Annotated in this window: 11 protein-coding genes, 1 tRNA gene and 1 pseudogene; 4 read left to right on the forward strand and 9 right to left on the reverse strand. The window is 72.8% G+C overall.

Going from position 1 to position 15,342, the window contains the following annotated elements; genetic code table 11:
- Window positions 1-38: 38 nt before the first annotated feature.
- Together argS and P3T35_RS26830 are read right to left on the reverse strand one after the other, a co-directional pair.
- Window positions 39-1,700 carry an arginine--tRNA ligase gene (argS, locus tag P3T35_RS26825; RefSeq protein WP_101382207.1) on the reverse strand — a complete coding sequence of 554 codons (1,662 nt, stop codon included), beginning with the start codon at window positions 1,698-1,700 and terminating at the stop codon, window positions 39-41.
- Window positions 1,701-1,710: 10 nt separating this feature from the next.
- Window positions 1,711-2,202: a response regulator gene (locus P3T35_RS26830; RefSeq protein WP_180356580.1), complete on the reverse strand. Its 492-nt coding sequence runs from the start codon at window positions 2,200-2,202 to the stop codon at window positions 1,711-1,713.
- Window positions 2,203-2,393: 191 nt separating this feature from the next.
- Between P3T35_RS26830 and P3T35_RS26835 the strand changes: the two genes are divergently transcribed.
- Window positions 2,394-2,465, forward strand: a tRNA-Arg gene (locus tag P3T35_RS26835).
- A gap of 97 nt (window positions 2,466-2,562) precedes the next feature.
- On the opposite strand, the gene P3T35_RS26840 is transcribed toward P3T35_RS26835, so the two are convergent.
- A complete protein-coding gene (locus P3T35_RS26840; protein ID WP_101382206.1) occupies window positions 2,563-2,748 on the reverse strand; it encodes a hypothetical protein in 186 nt (61 codons plus the stop codon).
- A gap of 321 nt (window positions 2,749-3,069) precedes the next feature.
- Here P3T35_RS26840 and P3T35_RS26845 point away from each other — a divergent pair.
- Window positions 3,070-3,582, forward strand: a pseudogene (locus tag P3T35_RS26845) (UTRA domain-containing protein); the annotation flags it as partial.
- Here P3T35_RS26845 and P3T35_RS26850 read toward each other — a convergent pair.
- The 4 genes from P3T35_RS26850 to P3T35_RS26865 form a co-directional block, all read right to left on the reverse strand.
- Window positions 3,583-4,668: a hypothetical protein gene (locus tag P3T35_RS26850; RefSeq protein WP_101382204.1), complete on the reverse strand. Its 1,086-nt coding sequence runs from the start codon at window positions 4,666-4,668 to the stop codon at window positions 3,583-3,585.
- A 52-nt stretch (window positions 4,669-4,720) separates the two neighbouring features.
- Window positions 4,721-5,803 (reverse strand): serine protease, encoded by a 1,083-nt coding sequence (locus P3T35_RS26855; protein ID WP_101382203.1) that lies wholly within the window; start codon window positions 5,801-5,803, stop codon window positions 4,721-4,723.
- A gap of 304 nt (window positions 5,804-6,107) precedes the next feature.
- The gene (locus P3T35_RS26860) at window positions 6,108-7,628 is read right to left on the reverse strand and encodes an MFS transporter (RefSeq protein WP_101382202.1); all 1,521 of its coding nucleotides are present in this window, start codon (window positions 7,626-7,628) and stop codon (window positions 6,108-6,110) included.
- Between the two features lie 246 nt (window positions 7,629-7,874).
- Window positions 7,875-9,611, reverse strand: coding sequence for a DUF885 domain-containing protein (locus P3T35_RS26865; protein ID WP_101382201.1), 1,737 nt, complete (start codon window positions 9,609-9,611; stop codon window positions 7,875-7,877).
- A 139-nt stretch (window positions 9,612-9,750) separates the two neighbouring features.
- Here P3T35_RS26865 and P3T35_RS26870 point away from each other — a divergent pair, with 139 nt between their 5' ends.
- Window positions 9,751-10,494 (forward strand): TetR/AcrR family transcriptional regulator, encoded by a 744-nt coding sequence (locus P3T35_RS26870; protein WP_101382200.1) that lies wholly within the window; start codon window positions 9,751-9,753, stop codon window positions 10,492-10,494.
- A gap of 7 nt (window positions 10,495-10,501) precedes the next feature.
- Here P3T35_RS26870 and P3T35_RS26875 read toward each other — a convergent pair whose 3' ends face one another.
- A complete protein-coding gene (locus P3T35_RS26875; protein ID WP_101382199.1) occupies window positions 10,502-11,353 on the reverse strand; it encodes a fumarylacetoacetate hydrolase family protein in 852 nt (283 codons plus the stop codon).
- Window positions 11,354-11,469: 116 nt separating this feature from the next.
- Window positions 11,470-12,663, reverse strand: a complete 1,194-nt coding sequence (locus P3T35_RS26880) for a serine/threonine-protein kinase (RefSeq protein WP_180356579.1) — start codon at window positions 12,661-12,663, stop codon at window positions 11,470-11,472.
- A gap of 244 nt (window positions 12,664-12,907) precedes the next feature.
- On the opposite strand from P3T35_RS26880, the gene P3T35_RS26885 reads away from it, so the two are divergent.
- Entirely contained in the window at window positions 12,908-15,202 is a 2,295-nt protein-coding gene (locus P3T35_RS26885) for an FdhF/YdeP family oxidoreductase (RefSeq protein ID WP_101382197.1), read from the forward strand.
- The last annotated feature ends 140 nt before the right edge of the window (window positions 15,203-15,342 follow it).

Here is a 15,342-nt window from a genome sequence, read left to right on the forward strand (position 1 = left end):
GAACCGTCACCGCCCCTGCCAGGCAAGGCGATTGGCGGCTACATCCGCTCGGGGGCCGAAACCCCGAGGAGCGTCAGGCCGTTGGCCAGCACCGTACGCGTCGCCTCGACCAGCCAGAGGCGGGCCCGGTGCGTGTCGTTCAGCTCCTCGTCGCCCTTCGGCAGGAACTGGCAGTTCTCGTAGAGCCGGTGGTACTTGCCGGCCAGGTCCTCCAGGTAGCGCGCGACGTGGTGCGGCTCGCGCAGCTCGCCGGCCCGGGCCACGATCCGCGGGAACTCGCCGAGCGCGCCGAGCATGTCGCTCTCCCACTCGGTGGCCAGCAGCTCCGGCTTGAACTCGGCGGCCGTGCCCTTGTCCACGCCCAGCTCGGCGGCCTTGCGGGCCACCCCGCACATCCGGGTGTGCGCGTACTGCACGTAGTAGACCGGGTTCTCGTTGGTCTGGCTGGTCAGGATGTTGATGTCGAGGGTGATCGTGGAGTCGGTGGAGGAGCGGCTCAGGGTGTAGCGCGCGGCGTCCACGCCGATCCAGTCGACCACGTCGTCGATGGTGATGATGTTGCCGGCCCGCTTGGACATGCGGACCTCCTCGCCATCACGCAGCATCTTGACGAACTGGCCGATCTTGACCTCGATGTTGCGGTTCATGTCGTCGCCCGCGCAGGCCGCGATGGCCTTGAGCCGGCCGACGTAGCCGTGGTGGTCGGCGCCCAGCATGTAGACGCTGACCTCGGCGCCGCGGTCTCGCTTGGAGAGGTAGTAGGCGGCGTCGGCGGCGAAGTAGGTGGTCTCGCCGTCGGCCTTGATCAGCACCCGGTCCTTGTCGTCACCGAAGTCGGTGGTGCGCAGCCAGATCGCGCCGTCCCGGTCGAAGACGTGGCCCTGCTCGCGCAGCCGCTCCATGGCCTTGGTGACGGCGCCGGAGTCGTGCAGCGACTTCTCCGAGAACCAGGTGTCGAAGTGGGTGCCGAACTCGTCCATGGAGCGCTGGATCTCGGCCACCATGAGCTGCAGCCCGTGGGTGCGGAAGGCCTGCAGCTGCTCGTCCTCGGGCAGGTCGAGGATGCCCGGCACGCCGTCGGTGATCGCCTTGGCGATGTCGTTGATGTACTCGCCGACGTAGCCGTCCGCCGGGACCGGCTGCCCGTTGGCGGCGGCCTTGAGCGAGGCGGCGAACTTGGAGATCTGCACGCCCGCGTCGTTGAGGTAGTACTCGGTGGACACCTCGGCGCCGGTCGCGCGCAGGATGCGGGCCAGCGAGTCGCCGACGGCCGCCCAGCGGACGCCACCGATGTGGATCGGGCCGGTGGGATTGGCCGAGACGAACTCCAGGTTGATCTTCAGACCCTTGAGCGCCTCGTTGCGGCCGTACGCCGTGCCCGTCTCGACGATGACGCGGGCCAGCTCGCCCTGGGTGGCGGCGTCCAGCGTGATGTTGAGGAAGCCCGGGCCTGCGATGTCGACCTTGGCCACGCCGGGCAGCTCGCGCAGTCGGGCGGCGACCAGCTCGGCCACCGCGCGCGGCGGCATGCCGGCGGGCTTGGCCAGCTGGAGCGCCACATTGGTGGCGTAGTCGCCGTGGTCGCGGTTCTTCGGTCGCTCGACCGTCACCTGCTCGGGAACGTCGACGGACAGCTCGCCCGCCTCGACGGCGGCGCGCACGGCGACCTGGACTGCCTGGGAGAGCTCTGCGGGTGTCACGCGCCCAAGCCTAGGCGAGAGGCGGGTAGGGACCGCGCGGTGGCTGCCCTTCGAGATCCTGTTCACTCTGGGCGAACAGGGTGCTCGCCTCCCCCGCGCCGAAGGTGAACCCCGCCCGCGGCTGCCCGCGCAGCGCCAGCAGGCGGTGCACCAGGGCCACCAGATCCGCCGGGTCGAACGGCTTGGCCAGGTAGCCGTCCACCCCGACCGACTCGCCCTTCTCCAGATCCGCCGGCGTACAGGCACTCACGATCGCGATCGGCAACCCGGCCGTGCCGGGCTCGGAACGCAGCCGGGCCGCCGTCCGCAGCCCGTCGAGGCGGGGCATCATCACGTCCAGCGTCACCACGTCCGGACGCACCCGGCGGACCACCTCCAGGCACTCGGCACCGTCGGCCGCGGTCACCACCTCGAAGCCCTCCAGCTCCAGGTTGACCCTGATCAGCTGACGGATCACCTCGCTGTCGTCCACCACGAGGACCCGCCCGGACACACCCGACACCCCACCGAGCCTAGGCCCGCCCACCCGCTCCCGTCCGGGCTTTCCCGCACCCGGCCCGAGCCGGTCCTGCCGCCCGCTGCGGTCCTGTCGTGGTCCTGCCGTGGTCCTGCGAAAACCCGTGCACGGAGTGCTCCGCGGAGCTGGTAATGTTCTCCACGTCGCCGGAACGCGAGGGAAAGCGACGAAGGCAAGCCCCCGTAGCTCAGGGGATAGAGCACCGCCCTCCGGAGGCGGGTGCGTAGGTTCGAATCCTACCGGGGGCACTTCGCGAGAAGTGCTTGAGTGAGGCCCAGGTCCAGTGGATCTGGGCCTTTCGTCATGCACACGGAGAGCCGCGCCGCCCGCCGAGCCCGCGGCGCCTCATCTGTACACGGGCACGAACAGCGCGAACAGCAGCGCGAGCACCGGCACCAGCCCGGCCAGCACGCCCACCCCCAGACACACCCACCCGGCCCACCTGGCCCCCGGCGTCGCGCGCTGCCGCAGGACGCCGTAGGCACCCAACGCCATCGCGCAAACCAGCACCGCGCCGAACAAGATGATCACACCGGCGTTATTCATGTCCCCCCTCTACGCACTGAGCGGGAGCGATCGTAGCCCTACAAGATCCACAACCGCGCACCCGCGCAGCACCCGCACCAGCTGGGCAGCCGGACGCATTGTCCTGCCCTGCTCCAGGCCGAGGAACTGGCACCGGAGTTGATTCGCACACACCTCACGGCACGGAACGCCATCCGTGAGTTGGTGCTCCTCTCGGGTAGAAGGACACCGGCAACGTTGAAGGCGCTCGCGGAACAGGCTGACGCTCGGCCGTAGCGCTGCTGTGCGAGGAGAGGGAAGCGCATGGCGGGTGACCGGGTCGTATGGCCGCTGCGACGGCGGGGAATCCCGCGCCTGGCGGAGAGTCAGTGGGGTGCGGGCGCGTCGATCTGGGCGGCGGACATCGGGGACCGGGATCTGGAAGTCGACCGGGTCGACGTTTCGGTAATGCCTGCGCGGCCCGAGATCGCCGCGCTACTCGGCGAATCGGTCCTGATCCGGCGTCGGCGATTCGTGCTGGACCGCAAGCCGGTCCTGCTCTCCGACTCCCACTTCCCCGCCGCCCTGGTCGCCGGCACCCGGATCACCGAACCGGACACCGGCCCTGGCGGGAGCTATGCGCGGCTGGCCGAGGTCGGGGGGAAGCCGGTGCGGTTCCGGGAGGAGATCCGGTCGCGGATGCCGAGCGCCGAGGAGGCGGCGGCGCTGGAGTTGGCGGCGGGGACTCCGGTGGTGCTGGTCTGCCGCACGGCGTTCAGTGCCGACGGCCGGGCCGTGGAGGTCAACGAGATGGTGCTGGACGCGGGCGCCTATGTGCTGGAGTACGAGTTCGAGGCCTGATCAACTCAACTGCCGCACGCGGAGCTGCTCTTCCAGGTCGGCGCGGGCGGCCCGTTCCAGAAGGACGGCGGGGCACAGTGCGTCGATGACCGCAGCGAGGTAGATGCCGGGCGTCACGGCGATCAAGAACGCGTAGGGCACCACCAGGATGACGAACAGGCCCCGGAGCGGCTTGCGACGGTTGCCGGCCAGCCGGGAGAGCGAGGACTGCTTGAAGAGCAGGAGCCGGAGGCCCTCGACGGTGCCCAGCAGGCTGACGGCCAGGATCCACCAGGCATGGGCGTCCAGGCGCCCGCCCAGTCCGTCCCACCACGCACCGGCCGTGACGAACGCCATCAGCCCGCCGACGGCCAGGTACCCCGCCCGCCCCAGCCGGTAGCGCACCCCGCGCCGGTACCAGCTGACCCCTAGGAAGGGCACCGACTGCACGGTCACCCCGGCCGGGTGCTCCGCCAGGTGGACTCGCCGCGGCAGGAACCGGTAGCCGCCGGGATCCTCGGTTTCGGCCAGGCTGGCGGGCATGCGCGCGTCCGCGGTCTTGCGGTACTCGCGCAGGGCGCTCGTCCCGGCCTTGCGGGCCCGGAGTTGGGCGTCCAGGTCGGCGCGGGCGATGCGCTCGTCCCAGGGGACGGGGCGCAGCGACTCGACGGCGGCGGCCAGGGACATGCCCGGGGCCAGGAAGAGGACGCTGACCAAGTAGACCAGCGCCGGCAGGGCCAGCAGGTTCTGGACGGGCTTGGGTTGGCGGCGCCTCAGCTCCGCGAACGGGAAGGCCCGGCTGAGGAAGGCCACCCGGAAGCCCTCGACGGTCGCGAGGAGGCCGAATGCCGCCACCGCCCACCACTCGGCGCCGAAGCGGGTGGTGTGGGGGTCGTCCGCCAGGATCAGCTTGTAGAAGAGGCACTGGACGCCCGCCAACGCGGCCATGATCACCACAAGAGCCGCCCGCGCCGCCCAGTACCGCCCACCGCGCCGGTACCAGTCCGTCCCGACCCCGGGGATCGACAGCACCGCCACCCCCGACGGGAGGCCCTGGAGGTGGACGCGCTTCAAGCGGGGCGGGATGGCACCGGTCGGTGTGGGCATGCGGACGGTTCCTCGACGTCGGAACGGGGACCGTCCGCACCCTACCGGCCGGTCACGACCCTGTCGCCGTGCTGTACAGGTTCCCGATCGTCGAGTCGAAGTACGCGCTGTACGAGGTGTCGTCGGTGTAGCCGCCCTGCTGGTAGCCGCCGATGACGCCGATGACGTTGCCGGTGGCGGTGGAGATCCAGGGGCCGCCGCTGGTGCCGTTGGGGTAGGCCGGGCAGTCGATGCGGCGCTGGTAGGCGGACTGCTGGGTGGTGGCGTTGCTGCAGACGATCGGCTCGTCGCTGGCGTTCGGGTAGCCGTAGAGGCGGACGGTGGCGGTGAAGGGCTCGTTGAGGCCCAGGTTCTCGCTGCCGACCACGTCCTCGACCTGCTGGCCGCTGCTGTTGGCCGCGACCTGGAGGAACGCGAAGTCCTGGTCGGGGTCGCCGGTCTGGGACCAGCCGTTGGTGGTGAAGACCTTGGTGACCTGCCAGGTGCCGAACGGGGCCTTGCCGTCGCGGTAGCCGGGGGCGAAGGTGACGCCGCTGGCGCCGCTGGAGACGCAGTGCGCGGCGGTGAGGATCAGGTCGTGGCCGGCGCTGTGCACCACGCTGGCCGTGCAGAAGTGGTCGCCGGGGCCGACCGGTGAGTTGAACAGGGCGCCGACCCGGTTGGACTCCGCGCCGGGCGGGGCGGGCGAGGTGGTGGGGGTCGTGCGGGTGTCGGAGGCGACGGGGGCCGGCGAGGAGGGGGCGGCCGAGCTCGGCGGGTCGGACGGCGAGGGGGCCGGCGGCGTGTCGCTCGGGGTCGGCGTGGCTGACGGCGACGGGGAGTTCAGCGGCGGCAGCTGGGCCACCGGGGAGCTGGTGGACGGCTCGGCGACGGCGGCTCCGCCGGCCGGGTCGGCGGCGGGGGTGCTGGGGGCGGCCGAGGTGGCGGACGGCTGGCCGCTCTTGACGGTCTTGGCCGGCGCGCCTGACCGGTGCGCACCCGAGCCACCGGTCAGCCCGGTGAACGCGGCGGCGCTGGGGGTGAGCATGCTGACCCCCGTTATGGCCCCGAGCAGCACCAGGGCGAGCACGGCCACCAGGACCACCGGACGGAACCTGCGGACGCGGGCGGTACCGCGCTGGTGCTCACTGGTCATCAGGACGTGACTCCTGCCCACGATCGCTCGTGCTCGTGCTCGATGGCCCGGTCGGTCGACTGCTCAGCGCCTGGGTGCGGCGCCGCGGACCCTACCGACTATTACCCGGCACGCTGGTCGCTAGGTGATCCTCGGCTGAGATCCGCCTGAGAATCCACCGGCCGGGGTAAGGCAGGAGACGAGAACGTGTCCGGCTGGTGGACTGCGGAACATCATGACTGACGCTTCGCGCCGGAAGGAAGAGGGGCTGCGGGAGCGACGGGACGGGCCTTCGGATAGCCCCGTCGCCTCCGCAACCGCCGCGTCAGGTGGCCTCCGGCTCCGCGGCCTCCGCGGTCGCCGGTCGTCCGGTGGCCGGCAGCCGGGCCTCGCTCTCCTGCTCGGCGCCCCGCTCCTCGGGGCTCGGCCGGTGGTCGACCATGACGGCCGCGACCAGCGCCGCGAGTAGGAAGACTCCGAGCGCGACCCAGGCGGCGATGCTGTAGCCGTGCACCGCGCCCGCGTTCTGGACCGCCTTGCTGGACACGTCCTTGCCGACCAGGTAGGCGGTGGTGGCACTGGCCGCGATGGTGTTGAGCAGCGCGGTGCCGAACGAGCCGCCGACCTGCTGGGCGGTGTTGATGGTGGCCGCCGCCGCACCGGTCTCGCGTGGTGCGACACCGAGGGTGGCCAGGTTCATCGACGGCATGAACACCAGGCCCATGCCGAAGCCGAGCAGCAGTTCGCTGGGCAGCACCATGGCCGCGTACGGGCTGTCCACCCTCATCTGGGACAGCCAGGCCATCCCGGAGGCGCCGAGCAGCAGCCCGGGCACGATCAGGAAGCGGGCCGGCACCCTGGTCATCAGCCGGGCCGCCACGCCTGCGGAGGCGATGATGATCGCCGCCGTCATCGGCAGGAACGCGACCCCGGTCTTCAGCGGCGAGAACCCCTTGACCGTCTGCAGGTAGTAGGTCAGGAACAGGAACATCCCGAACAGCCCGATCACGGCCAGGCCGACCGACAGGGCGGCGCCGCCGCGGTTGCGGTCGCGCACGATGTGCAGCGGCAGCAGCGGGTGCGTGGAGCGCTTCTCGGCCAGCACGAAGCAGACCTCCAGCGCCGCACCCAGGCAGAGGCAGGTGAGCACTAGCCAGCTGCCCCAGCCGCGCGACTCGGCCTCCGAGGTGCCGTAGACGATGGCCAGCAGGCCGCCGCAGCCGAGTGCCACGCCGGGTAGGTCGAGCGGGATCCGCCGGCCCTTCTCGATGTGGTCGCGCTTGAGCAGCGTGTAGGCGGCGAGCGCCGTGACCAGCGCGATCGGCGCGTTGACGAACAGGCACCAGCGCCAGTTGAGGAACTCGGTGAGGAAGCCGCCGGCGATGAACCCGACGGCGCTGCCGCCGGCCGCGATGGCGCCGAAGATGCCGAAGGCGGTGGCGCGTTCCCGCGGGTGGGTGAAGGTGGTGGAGAGCAGGCCCAGCGCCGAGGGGGCCAGGAGCGCGCCGAAGGCGCCCTGCATGGCACGGGCGATGAAGAGCATGGCCGGGGAGACCGCGGCACCGCCGAGCGCGGAGGCGGCGGCGAAGCCGAGCAGGCCGATCATGAAGGTGCGCTTGCGGCCGTACAGGTCGCCGAGGCGCCCGCCGAGCAGCAGCAGCCCGCCGAAGGCGAGGGTGTAGGCGGTGACCACCCACTGCCGGTCGCCGGTGGAGATCCCCAGATCCTTCTGGGCGGAGGGTAGGGCGATGTTCACGATCGTGATGTCGAGCACGATCATCAGCTGGGCGATGGCGATCACGGCCAGTGCCCGCCAACGGCGGGGATCCGGCACCGGGTCGCTCATCGCGTGTTGGGCGGACACGGGAGAGCCTTCCGGACGGGGGTGCCGCCGGCGTGCGCGGACGGCACTTTCTCCAGCGAAGCTCGCGGAATCGGACAAGGCAAGTGAAAAACGGCGAAAACGGGGAATAAGTCCCCGATTCCACCAGGGACTCACCAGGGGTGGCCGGGTGGCGACGCCCCGGAACCACGCCGCCGCGACGTGGTCCCGGGTTCCCGGCCGGAGCCGCCCGTCAGCCGGCCCCGCCCGTCAGAGCGCCGAGAGCTCCGCCACCAGGTCGTCCAGGCCCAGCGAGCCCTGGGAGAGCGCCGCCATGTGCCAGGCCTTCAGGTCGAACTCCTCGCCGCGCGCCTCGTGCGCCGCCCGCGCCGCCGCCCGGCCGCGCAGCCAGGCGCGCTCGCCCAGCTTGTAGCCGATCGCCTGCCCGGGCATGCCCAGGTAGCGGACCAGCTCGCTGTCCAGGAAGGCCGCCGACAGCCCGCAGTACTCGCCGAAGAACTCCCGGGCCGGCTCGGGGGTCATCGGCTCGCCCGGGTGGAACGGCGAGTCGGCCGGGAAGTCCAGGCCGACGTGCATGCCGATGTCCACGATCACCCGCAGCGCCCGCATCATCTGGGCGTTGAGGTAGCCGAGGCGGTGCCCCGGGTCGGTGAGGTAGCCCAGCTCGTCCATCAGGCGCTCGGCGTAGAGCGCCCAGCCCTCCAGGTTGGCGCTGACGCCGCCCATGCTGACCTGGTAGGTGGACAGGCTGCCGGCCACGTAGTTCCACTGCGCCAGCTGCAGGTGGTGGCCGGGGACGCCCTCGTGGTACCAGGTGCTGACCAGGTCCCAGACCGGGAACCGCTCGCGGCCGAGCACCGGCAGCCAGGTGCGGCCGGGACGGGTGAAGTCCAGCGAGGGGGCGGTGTAGTACGGGGCCGCCGCGCTGCCCGCGGGGGCGATCCTCGACTCCACCCGGGTGACCGGCTCGGCCAGGTCGAAGTGCACGCCCTGCAGGTCGTTGATCGCCTGGTCCATCAGGCCCTGCAGGTACTCGCGGGCCGTCTCGGCGCCCTCGATCGCCTCGCCGTCGGTCTCCAGCCAGTGCATCGCCTGCATCGGGGTGCTGCCCGGTCGGACCTTCTCGGCCTCGACGCGCATCTGCCGGTCCAGGTCGTGGAACTCGGTCCAGGCCCACCGGTAGGCCTCGTCCAGGTCCAGGTCGGCGCCCGTCCAGTAGCGCACCCAGCGGCCGTAGCGCTCGCGGCCGACCGCGTCGGGGGTGTCGGCGGCGGCCGGACCGTAGACCTCGGACAGCCAGCCGCGCAGCGCGGCGAGCTCCTCGGCGGCGGCCCGGGCGTGACCGACCAGCTCGGCCCGCACCGCCTCGGGGGCCGGGCTGACCAGCACGCCGAACCAGCCGGCCGAGCGGGCCTCCTCGACGGCCGAGTCGTCGGGCGCCAGCCACTCGTCGAGCTGCCCGATCACGGTGACCACCTGGCGCGGGCCGGACAGCCGCCCCGCGGCGATGCCCGCCTCCAGCAGCTCGCGGTACCCGCGCAGGGTCAGCGGGATCCGGGCCAGCCGGCGGCCGAGCTGCCGCCAGTCGTCCTCGGTGTCGGTCGGCAGCAGGGTGAACAGCTCGCGGGTGTTGTGCAGCGGCGAGCCGAGGTTGCGGACCGCGCGCAGGTGCTCGCCGGCGTCGTACACGGCGAGCTCGGCGGTGAGCCGCTCGCGCAGCAGCCGGGCGCAGCGCCGCTCGGCCTGCGGGTCCGCGGCGGCGTCGATGGCACCGGCGGCCTCCGCGGCGTCCAGCTCGGCCAGCGTGCGGCGGGCCAGCTCGGCGACGGCCTCCTGGCCGGCCGGGGAGAGGTCGGGGAGGCGGTCGTCCTCCGGGTTGAGTCCGAGGTAGACCGCGGTCAGCGGGTCGAGGTCGGCAAGGGCCTGCACATAGCCGTCCGCGATGGTGCGCGGAGTGCCGGCGGAGGAAATGGTTTCGGAAGCCATTCGGACATCTTTTCGCAGCCCGGACGCTTTGCAAGCCCCTTTCCGGAACGTGTGGTTGCGATTTACCGGCGCGTGCGCCCGCTGGTCGGCACGCCCGCGAGGCTGTGGTGCGCCGGTACCGGCCACTACGCTGACCGCCATGAGCGACACGGAGCCGGTACCAGCCGCTGCCCCCGCCGGCCGCAAGCGGGCCGGCTACCGACGGCTCCCGGTGCAGCAGCGCCGCGAGCAGCTGATCGCCGTGGCGCTGGCGCTGTTCTCCGCCCGGCCGCCGGACGAGGTCAGCCTGGACGACGTGGCCGAGGCCTCCGGCGCCTCCCGCCCGCTGGTCTACCGCTACTTCGCCGGCGGCAAGCAGCAGCTCTACGAGGCGGCGCTGCGCAGCGCCGCCGAGGAGCTGATCAGCCGGTTCGTCGTGCCGGCCCGGGGCACCCCGACCGAGCAGCTGGGCACGGTGCTGTCCGGCTACCTCTCGTTCGTCGCCGAGCACGACGCCGGCTACGCGGCCCTGCTGCGCGGCGGCTCGGTGGTGGAGACCGCGCGGACCAGCGCGATAGTCGACGAGGTGCGGCGCACCGCGCTGCGCCGCACCGTGCGCTACATGGGCGTGCGCGAGCCCGGGCCCCGGCTGACCCTGCTGGTCCGGTCCTGGATCTCGGTGGTCGAGGCCTGCTCGCTCAGCTGGCTGGACGAGGGCCGCCAGCTGCCGCCCGCCGAGCTGTGCGACTGGCTGGTGGACGAGTTCGTGGTGATGACCGCGGCCACCGCCGGCCATGACGAGCAGACCGCCGAGGTGCTGGCCGGCCTGCTCGCACTGGACGGACCGGACGGGCGGGCGGCCCGCCTGCTGGGCCGGCTCGCCGCCCCGCACGCCGTCGGCTGAGCGGCCGTCAGGCCTTGCCCAGCAGCTGGCGCTGTCGGCCGAGCCCGTCGATCTCGAGCTCCATCACGTCGCCGGGCCGCAGGTACGGGCCGTCGGGCCGCCCCATGGCGACCCCGGCCGGGGTGCCGGTGGAGATCACGTCGCCGGGGTGCAGCACCATGAACCGGCTGATGTAGTGGACCACCGAGAGCACCGGGAAGATCATCTGCCCGGTGCTGCCGTCCTGCCGCAGCTCGCCGTTGACCCAGAGCCGCAGCCGGAGCGCCTGCGGGTCGCCCAGCTCGTCGGGCGTCACCAGGTACGGGCCGAGCGGGTTGAAGGTCTCGCAGCTCTTGCCCTTGTCCCACTGCCCGCCGCGCTCCAGCTGGAAGGCGCGCTCGCTGACGTCGTTGGAGACGGTGTAGCCGGCGATGCACCGCGCCGCCGCCGCCTCGCTCTCCAGGTAGCGGGCGGTGCGGCCGATCACCACGGCCAGCTCGATCTCGTAGTCGGTCTTGGTGCTGCCGCGCGGCACCAGCACCTCGTCGTCGGGACCGATCACGGTGTCGGGGGCCTTGAGGAACAGCACCGGCTCGCTGGGGATCGCGGCCCCGGCCTCGGCGGCGTGGTCGCGGTAGTTGAGGCCGACGCAGACCACCTTGCCGGGCCGGGCCACCGGCGCGCCCAGGCGCTGCCCGGCGAGCTCCAGCACCGGGAACTCACCGGCGGCCAGCGCGGCGGACAGCTCGGCCGCGTCCAGCCGGGACAGGAACGCGCCGTCCAGCTCCCGGGTGCGCCCGGAGAGGTCGTAGGCGGTGCCGTCCGGACCGAGCACGGCCGGGCGCTCGGCACCCGGGGGGCCAACGCGGAGCAGCTTCATCAGCCGGTCACCTCTTCGCAGCTGGGGACTTGGGTGCTTCGAGGTATACCAATCCGCCAGGCCCACCGGCCAGCGGGCGGTTCCTCCCAACCGGTGCCGCCCCGACCGGGCCCGGCTCAGCCGCCCGTACGGTTGACGGCGCCGAGCAGCGCGGCCAGCAGCCCGGACGGGCACGGCCGTTCGGGCACCGGGGTGCGGGCCAGCCGGCGCTGGATCGCCTCCACTTCGGGGTGGCCGTCGCCGAGCGCGGCGGTGGCCAGGGGGGCCAGCTCGGCGAGCAGGCAGTAGGCCTCGTCGGGTCGGCCGAGCCGGGCCAGGGCCACCGCCAGATCGTGGCAGGTGCGCAGCGTGCGGGCGTCGTCCGAGCCGAAGGCGAGCGCGAACTGCTCGATCAGCGGCCGCAGTTGGTCGATCGCCTCGGCGGCCCGGCCGTCCCCGGCAGCCTGGAAGGCAGCGTCCGCGCGGCGCCGCAGGTCGCGGATCGCCTCCAGTGCGCGGTCCAGCCGCTCGGCCACCGCGGCGGCGCTGCCGGGGCGTCCGGCCGGGTCCTTGGCGAGCAGCTCGGTGATCAACTCGACCAGCCCGGTGGGCAGCGCGGGCGGGCGCGGCGGCTCCTCCTCCAGGTGCTGCACCATCAGCGCATAGGTGTTGCCAGCATTGAACGGCCGCTGCCCGGTGAGCAGTTCGTAGAGCACGCAGCCGACCGCGTAGAGGTCGGAGCGGACCGAGCCGGGCTCGCCGCGCCACCGCTCGGGCGCCAGGTACGGGGTGGAGCCGATCACCGAGCCCTCGGTGGTGAGCGCGTCCCGGTTGTCGCCGATCTGCGCGATGCCGAAGTCCAGCACCTTGAGCACGCTCCGGTCCGGCGCGGTGAACATGATGTTCTCCGGCTTGACGTCGCGGTGGATCACCTGGGCGGCGTGGGCGGCGGCCAGCGCCGCGCACAGCTGCCGGGCCCACTCCAGGGCGCGCGGCAGCTCCGGGCGCCCGTCGGCCAGCGCCTGCTTCAGGGTGAGGCCGTTGAGCAGCTCCATCACCAGGTAGCTGAACCGCTCCCCGTCCGAGGAGTCCTCGCCCATGTCCAGCACCAGCACGATGTTCGGGTGCACCAGCTTGGCCAGCACCTCGGTCTCCCGGCGCAGCCTGGCCAGATCGGTGGCCGCCGCCTTGGTCCCGTGGTGGCGCAGCGTCTTGACCGCCACCTGGCGGCCGAGCCGCTGGTCGTAGGCCTCCCAGACCACCCCGAAACCGCCCCGGCCCAGCTCCCCGATCAGACGGTAGCGCTCCCCCAGTACGTCGCCGGCTCTCATGACTCCCCCAGAACGTGCCCGGCCGGCGCCTTGAGACGGCCAACCGGCCTGCCGCGCCAGCGATATCGTCAGCCATCTCAGGCCCCTTGGCAAGGTGCGACGGGCCGGTTGGGCAGCAGGGTTTCGGCCGGTCTCGGGCCCTGTGGCCGGTCCCGCCGGGTGAAAGGATGGCAGCAGGGGCCGTCGACGGCGCAGCCCCGGACGGACCGACCGGTCCCAGACCGACCGACGAAGGAGCGCAGTCATGGCCAAGCAGGCCCCACAGAGCGATCCCGCGCAGGACGCCCCGGCGATCGGCGCCCCGAAGCGCTCGGCCGTGGGCCTGCCCGCCGTCGTCAACAGCCTGAAGATGGCCAACGAGCAGATGGGCGCCCTGCGCTCGGTAGCCGCCCTGGGAAAGGTCAACCAGCACGGCGGCTTCGACTGCCCGGGCTGCGCCTGGCCCGAGCCGGACAAGCCGCACACCGCCGAGTTCTGCGAGAACGGCGCCAAGGCGGTGGCCGAGGAGGCCACCGAGCGCCGGATCACCGCCGACTTCTTCGCCGCCCACCCGGTCGCCGAGCTGGCCGGGCGGTCCGGCTACTGGCTGGGCCAGCAGGGCCGGCTCACCGAGCCGATGCTGCTGGAGGAGGGCGCCGACCACTACACGCCGGTCCCCTGGGAGCGCGCCTTCGAGATCGTCGCCGAGGAGCTGCGGGCCCTGGACGGGCCGGACGCCGCCGCCTTCTACACCTCGGGCCGGACCAGCAACGAGGCCGCCTTCGCCTACCAGCTGTTCGCCCGCAGGCTGGGCACCAACAACCTGCCGGACTGCTCCAACATGTGCCACGAGTCGTCCGGTTCGGCGCTGGTGGAGACCCTCGGGGTGGGCAAGGGCAGCGTCAGCCTCAAGGACCTCTACCAGGCCGACCTGATCATCGTGGCCGGCCAGAACCCGGGCACCAACCACCCCCGGATGCTCTCCGCGCTGGAGCGGGCCAAGCGGGCCGGCGCCACCATCGTCAGCGTCAACCCGCTGCCGGAGGCCGGCCTCGAGCGGTTCAAGAACCCGCAGCACGCCCGCGGCCTGGTCGGCCCCGGCACCAAGCTGACCGACCTGTTCCTGCAGATCCGGCTCGGCGGCGACCTGGCGCTGTTCCGGGCCGTCAACCAGCTGCTGCTGAACGCCGCGGACGGCATCGACCGGGCGTTCATCGACGAACACTGCCACGGCTTCGAGGAGTTCGCCGCCGAGGCGAAGTCCACCGACCGCGAGGCGGTGCTGGCGGCCACCGGCCTGCCCTGGGCGCAGATCGAGCAGTTGGCCGAGCTGGTGCTGAAGTCCCGCAAGGTGATCGTCTGTTGGGCGATGGGCCTGACCCAGCACAAGCACGCCGTGCCGACCATCCGCGAAGTCGTCAACTTCCTGCTGCTGCGCGGCAATGTGGGCCGTCCGGGCGCCGGGGTCTGCCCGGTGCGCGGCCACAGCAATGTGCAGGGCGACCGCACCATGGGCATCTTCGAGCGGCCGACCGCCGGCTTCCTGGACGCGCTGGGGCGGGAGTTCGGCTTCGAACCGCCGCGGCACCACGGCTTCGACTCGGTGGAGACGATCCGGGCGATGCGGGACGGGCGGGTCAAGGTCTTCTTCGCGATGGGCGGCAACTTCGTCGCGGCCACCCCCGACACCCTGGTGACCGAGGCCGCGATGCGCCGCTGCCGGCTCACCGTGCACGTCTCCACCAAGCTCAACCGCTCGCACCTGGTCACCGGCGCCCGGGCGCTGATCCTGCCGACCCTGGGCCGCACCGACCGGGACCGCACCGCCGGGGGCGACCAGTTCGTCACCGTCGAGGACTCGATGGGCATCGTGCACTCCTCGCAGGGCCGGCTGCGGCCGCCCGCCGACGGGCTGCTCTCCGAGACGGCGATCGTCTGCCGGCTGGCCCGCGCCGTGCTGGGGGCCGCCGACCCGCTGCCCTGGGAGGAGTTCGCCGCCGACTACGACCTGGTCCGGGACCGGATCGCCCGGGTGGTGCCGGGCTTCGAGGACTTCAACGCCAAGGTGCGCCGCCCCGGCGGCTTCGCGCTGCCGCACGGCCCCCGGGACAGCCGGACCTTCCCGACCGCCACCGGCAAGGCCAACTTCACGGTCAACCCGCTGACCGCCCCCGAGGTGCCGGCCGGGCGGCTGCTGCTGCAGACGCTGCGCTCGCACGACCAGTACAACACCACGGTCTACGGCCTGGACGACCGCTACCGCGGCATCACCGGCGGCCGCCGGGTGGTGCTGGTCAACCCGGCCGACGCGGCCGAGCTGGGCCTGACCGAGGGCGGCTACGTCGACCTGGTGAGCGAGTGGCGGGACGGCGTGGAGCGCCGCGCCCCGCACTTCAAGGTGGTGCACTACCCGGTGGCGCGCGGCGGGGCGGCGGCCTACTACCCGGAGACCAATGTGCTGGTCCCGCTGGACTCGACCGCCGAGATCAGCAACACCCCGACCTCCAAGGCCGTGGTGATCCGGTTCGAGGCCGACTCCGGGCTGCTCGAAGCCCGTTGAGACGACTGCGGCGGGCGCCCCCCCGGGGGGGGGGGGGCCCCCCCGGGGGGGGGGGGGGCGGGGGGGGGGGGGGGGGCGCGGGCCCCCGGGCCCCGGGGGCGGGGGCGCGGCCCCCGGGGGCCGGGGGGGGGGGGCCCCGC

The organism is Kitasatospora sp. GP30, assembly GCF_029892145.1.
Lineage (GTDB): Bacteria > Actinomycetota > Actinomycetes > Streptomycetales > Streptomycetaceae > Kitasatospora > Kitasatospora acidiphila.

Excerpts from the sequence above, each read along its gene's own strand:
- P3T35_RS26850 (WP_101382204.1), bottom strand. The coding sequence starts at position 4,668 with ATGCCCACACCGACCGGTGCCATCCCGCCCCGCTTGAAGCGCGTCCAC.
- P3T35_RS26865 (WP_101382201.1), bottom strand. The coding sequence starts at position 9,611 with ATGGCTTCCGAAACCATTTCCTCCGCCGGCACTCCGCGCACCATCGCG.
- P3T35_RS26885 (WP_101382197.1), top strand. The coding sequence starts at position 12,908 with ATGGCCAAGCAGGCCCCACAGAGCGATCCCGCGCAGGACGCCCCGGCG.
- P3T35_RS26870 (WP_101382200.1), top strand. The coding sequence starts at position 9,751 with ATGAGCGACACGGAGCCGGTACCAGCCGCTGCCCCCGCCGGCCGCAAG.
- P3T35_RS26875 (WP_101382199.1), bottom strand. The coding sequence starts at position 11,353 with ATGAAGCTGCTCCGCGTTGGCCCCCCGGGTGCCGAGCGCCCGGCCGTG.
- P3T35_RS26860 (WP_101382202.1), bottom strand. The coding sequence starts at position 7,628 with ATGAGCGACCCGGTGCCGGATCCCCGCCGTTGGCGGGCACTGGCCGTG.
- P3T35_RS26855 (WP_101382203.1), bottom strand. The coding sequence starts at position 5,803 with ATGACCAGTGAGCACCAGCGCGGTACCGCCCGCGTCCGCAGGTTCCGT.
- P3T35_RS26880 (WP_180356579.1), bottom strand. The coding sequence starts at position 12,663 with ATGAGAGCCGGCGACGTACTGGGGGAGCGCTACCGTCTGATCGGGGAG.